We start from the raw sequence: 3,963 nt of genomic DNA, 5'->3' as shown, positions 1-3,963 counted from the left end.
TTTTATTATACAGCCCTCACACTTACAAATCAATTTATTTCCGCGGGCAACGAGTCAAGCGGAAATACTTGCAAACCTGAAAGAATGTGCTATACTATATACAACTTAATAAATGCAGGGGGACTGATGAAGTTGAGAAGGAAGCGTATATAACCGTTAATCCTGACCCTTTGAACCTGTCGGTTAAAACCGTCGTAGGGAGCAAAATGACAAAGTATAAAGGAATGCTTAGGTTTTGTACCCGAGCATTTTTTATTTTGCATAAATAACAGAAAGGAAGAAAAAATATGGGTATAAAACAAGAAGCAGCAAGGTTGAATACCAGAATGAGGCAGGAAAATCCCCTTGTTCACAACATTACCAATTATGTGACGGTCAATGACTGTGCAAATGCGCTTTTAGCCATTGGGGCATCACCGATTATGGCGGATGACACTCTGGAGGCGGCGGACATCACATCCATTTCATCCGCTCTGGTTATCAACATTGGAACGCTGAACCAAAGAACAGTGGAGTCCATGGTTCTTGCAGGAAAGAAGGCAAATGAACTGGGAATCCCGGTTGTTCTTGATCCGGTTGGGGCAGGGGCCTCAGATCTTCGCAACAAAACAACCGGGAAAATCCTGGAGCAGGTGAAGATTACGATTTTGAGGGGAAATTTATCGGAAGTATCTTATGTGGCAGGTCTTTCGGTTTCTACAAAAGGAGTAGATACATCAGACAAGGATAATAATAAGGACGCCCGCTTGGTAGCTCTTGCAGCGGCGAAGAAGCTTTGCTGTATCGTAGCAGTTACGGGAGCTATCGATGTGATCACCGATGGAGAACGGGTGGTGAAGGTTTCCAACGGGCATCCACTGCTTTCTAAGGTGACAGGCACCGGATGTATGACAAGTGCTATTACAGGCGGATATGCCGGAACAAAGGAAGATGCATTTACGGCAGCCGCTGCAGGCATACTGTCCATGGGAATCGCCGGAGAAATTGCATTTGAAAAAGCAGGGGCACTGGGAGCCGGAAGCTTCCATATGGCACTTATCGATGCACTTTCTAATTTAAATGAAGAAACAATAGAGGAGATGGGGAAAATTGAAGAAGAATGAGATTGATTATACTTTGTATCTTTGCACGGACAGGGATTTGATGAGCACGGATACCTTGGAAGAGGCGGTAGAACAGGCGATAAAGGGAGGCTGCACCCTTGTCCAGCTGAGAGAAAAAAATTCTTCTTCACTTGAATTCTATGAGACAGCGAAGAAGATTCGTAAGATTACAAGGAAATATAATATACCACTCATTATCAATGACCGTGTAGATATCGCACTGGCGGTTGATGCAGACGGCGTCCATGTAGGACAAAGCGATCTGCCTGTAAAAGTTGTGCGCCGCATAATCGGACAAGACAAAATTGTGGGCGTTTCTGCGGCAAAACTTTCTGAGGCAAGGCAGGCAGCAGAAGACGGAGCCGACTATCTTGGGGTGGGCGCAATGTATCCGACAGACACGAAGGCAGATGCGCGTCCGGTCACGATGGAGGAGTTAAAGGAAATCCGCAGTGCAGTAAATCTGCCTATCGTTGTGATAGGTGGAATTAACCAGAAAACGCTGCACAACTTTAAGGGTACCGGCATTGATGGGCTGGCAGTTGTGTCGGCTGTAATCGCGGCGGAAAACATAGAAAAGGCAGCACATGACATGGTGACAGAGTTTAGGGAGTAAGTTCCGAAAGCGTTTAAGACAGCAGTCTTTGATTGGAAGGAGAGTAAAATGAAAACTGTATTGACAATTGCAGGAAGTGATTCCAGCGGCGGTGCGGGGATTCAGGCAGATATTAAAACAATTACGGCACATGGATTGTATGCGATGAGTGCTATAACGGCACTGACAGCACAAAATACAACAGGGGTCTATGGCATCATGGAGGTGACTCCTGAATTTCTGGCGAATCAGCTGGACTGTATTTTTAAAGATATTTATCCGGATGCCGTAAAGATCGGAATGGTGTCCTCAGCAGCATTGATTGAAGTGATTGCGGATAAATTAAAAGAATATAAGGCTGCGCATATTGTGGTGGACCCCGTGATGGTATCTACAAGTGGAAGCCGTCTTCTGGCAGAAGATGCTTCGAAGACATTGATTAAAACATTGATCCCCCTTGCCCAAGTCATTACGCCCAACATTCCGGAGACAGAAGTGCTCTGTAAAATGGACATTAAAAATGCGGGGGACATGGAGCAGGCTGCCGTTAAGATTGCAGAATTTACAAAAGGCGCGGTACTGGTCAAAGGGGGGCATGATCTAAATGATGCAAATGACCTGCTGTATGAAGCAGGAACCTTTGAGTGGATAAACGGAGAGCGCATAGAAAACCCTAATACACACGGGACAGGCTGTACCTTATCTTCGGCCATTGCATGTGGACTTGCTAAGGGGGACACGCTTTCTGACAGTGTAAAAGCAGCAAAAGAGTATATATCGGGGGCGCTGCGTGCAGGCTTAAATCTGGGGCACGGAAGCGGGCCGCTGAATCATATGTTTCGGATCTGATTGCAAAAAGGAGAAGTAAAGTGGAAGAAAAGAGGACATCAACAATTGGAAACGGCCTGGTCTGGTTTGGGGCCGCAGTATCTATCGCTGAAATATTAACTGGGACATATATTGCGCCTCTTGGCATGAAAACCGGAATGGCAGCGATTTTACTTGGACATCTCATTGGCTGCACACTATTTTGCCTTGCCGGCCTGATTGGAGGCCAGACCAGAAAAAGTTCTATGGAAACCGTAAAAATGTCATTTGGCTCGAAAGGAGCACTGCTGTTTGCTGTACTTAATATACTGCAGCTGGTCGGCTGGACTGCTATTATGATTATTAATGGAGCCCAGGCGACCGCTGTGATTGCGGCGCAGCTGTGGGGAGCCGGCCAGGTATGGATTTGGTGTCTGGCAATCGGAGCACTTATTATCCTATGGATTGCCATAGGGATTAAAAATATTGACGGACTGAATTATATTGCTATGGGGGCACTGTTTATTCTGACAATTGTTTTAAGCATGGTTGTATTTAAGGGAACATCTGCAGCTGCTGCGGAGGGAAGTTTAAGCTTCGGCGCAGCTGTCGAATTAAGTGCGGCAATGCCGTTGTCCTGGCTGCCGCTTATCTCAGATTACACAAGGGAAGCAAAGAAACCGGGGCAGGCTACGGTGGCCAGTACACTTGTGTATTTCGCAGGAAGCTGCTGGATGTATGCTATCGGCTTAGGGGCGGCGATTTTCACCGGGGAGACAGATATCTCCAAGATTATGCTGCAGGCCGGGCTTGGAATCGCTGGTGCTGTGATTTTAATTATATCGACGGTGACAACTACATTTTTAGATGCATTTTCCGCGGGAGTAAGTGCTGCAAGCATTTCAAAGAAGCTGAAAGAAAAGCCGGTGGGCATCATTGTGTCGATTGTGGGGATATTGCTGGCCATCTTTACACCGATTCAGCGTTTTGAGAGCTTCCTTTATCTGATTGGGTCGGTTTTCGCCCCCATGATTGCCATTCAGATTGCAGACTATTTTATTTTGAAGCGTAAAAGTGATACAGTCAGTGCCGACTGGGTTAATCTGATTTTGTGGGGCATTGGATTTTTAGGGTATCGGCTGTTTATGAAAATCGATACTCCCGTCGGCCAGACATTGCCTGTCATGCTGGCCATTGTAGTGTTGTGTGTAATTATACGAAAAGCCGAGGCAGTATTGAAAAAAGCTTGAGTTTCCGCAAAATGTAATTCTAAAAGATATAACCTCTCCTAAAGTACCAATCTGTCCTGTTTTTGAAAGAAATGAAATGACAGTATTGTGAATAGTGCACTGAAACAAGCCCTGCCGGAACCGGACTTTAGGAGAATTATTCTTTTATGCCCAATGGGGCAGACCCTCTATCTAAGCGACCAGCTTAAAGCAAAGTTGACGGTATGCC

General features: G+C 45.9%; 4 protein-coding genes and 1 riboswitch. All 4 genes read left to right on the top strand.

Annotated elements, in window-relative coordinates; all coding sequences use genetic code 11:
* The first annotated feature begins 106 nt into the window (after positions 1 to 106).
* Positions 107 to 218, top strand: a riboswitch (TPP riboswitch).
* Positions 219 to 287: 69 nt separating this feature from the next.
* The 4 genes from thiM to cytX are packed head-to-tail and all read left to right on the top strand — an operon-like array spanning position 288 to position 3,755.
* Positions 288 to 1,103 (top strand): hydroxyethylthiazole kinase, encoded by an 816-nt coding sequence (gene thiM, locus EDD59_RS17475; RefSeq protein ID WP_132384238.1) that lies wholly within the window; start codon positions 288 to 290, stop codon positions 1,101 to 1,103.
* On the top strand, positions 1,090 to 1,719 hold the full coding sequence (thiE, locus tag EDD59_RS17470; RefSeq protein ID WP_279233379.1) for a thiamine phosphate synthase: 630 nt from the start codon (positions 1,090 to 1,092) through the stop codon (positions 1,717 to 1,719). The genes thiM and thiE overlap by 14 nt, the downstream gene beginning before the upstream one ends.
* 48 nt (positions 1,720 to 1,767) lie before the next feature.
* Positions 1,768 to 2,547, top strand: a complete 780-nt coding sequence (gene thiD / locus EDD59_RS17465; protein WP_132384236.1) for a bifunctional hydroxymethylpyrimidine kinase/phosphomethylpyrimidine kinase — start codon at positions 1,768 to 1,770, stop codon at positions 2,545 to 2,547.
* Positions 2,548 to 2,567: 20 nt separating this feature from the next.
* A complete protein-coding gene (gene cytX / locus EDD59_RS17460) occupies positions 2,568 to 3,755 on the top strand; it encodes a putative hydroxymethylpyrimidine transporter CytX (RefSeq protein WP_132384234.1) in 1,188 nt (395 codons plus the stop codon).
* Positions 3,756 to 3,963 lie beyond the last annotated feature (208 nt).

Origin of the sequence: Muricomes intestini, from assembly GCF_004346165.1 — a bacterium.
Taxonomy (GTDB): Bacteria; Bacillota; Clostridia; order Lachnospirales; family Lachnospiraceae; genus Muricomes; species Muricomes intestini.
Note: the sequence above shows the minus strand (reverse complement) of the source record. Positions and strands in the feature narration are given on the sequence as shown.

Excerpts from the sequence above, each read along its gene's own strand:
- thiM (WP_132384238.1), top strand. The coding sequence starts at position 288 with ATGGGTATAAAACAAGAAGCAGCAAGGTTGAATACCAGAATGAGGCAG.
- thiD (WP_132384236.1), top strand. The coding sequence starts at position 1,768 with ATGAAAACTGTATTGACAATTGCAGGAAGTGATTCCAGCGGCGGTGCG.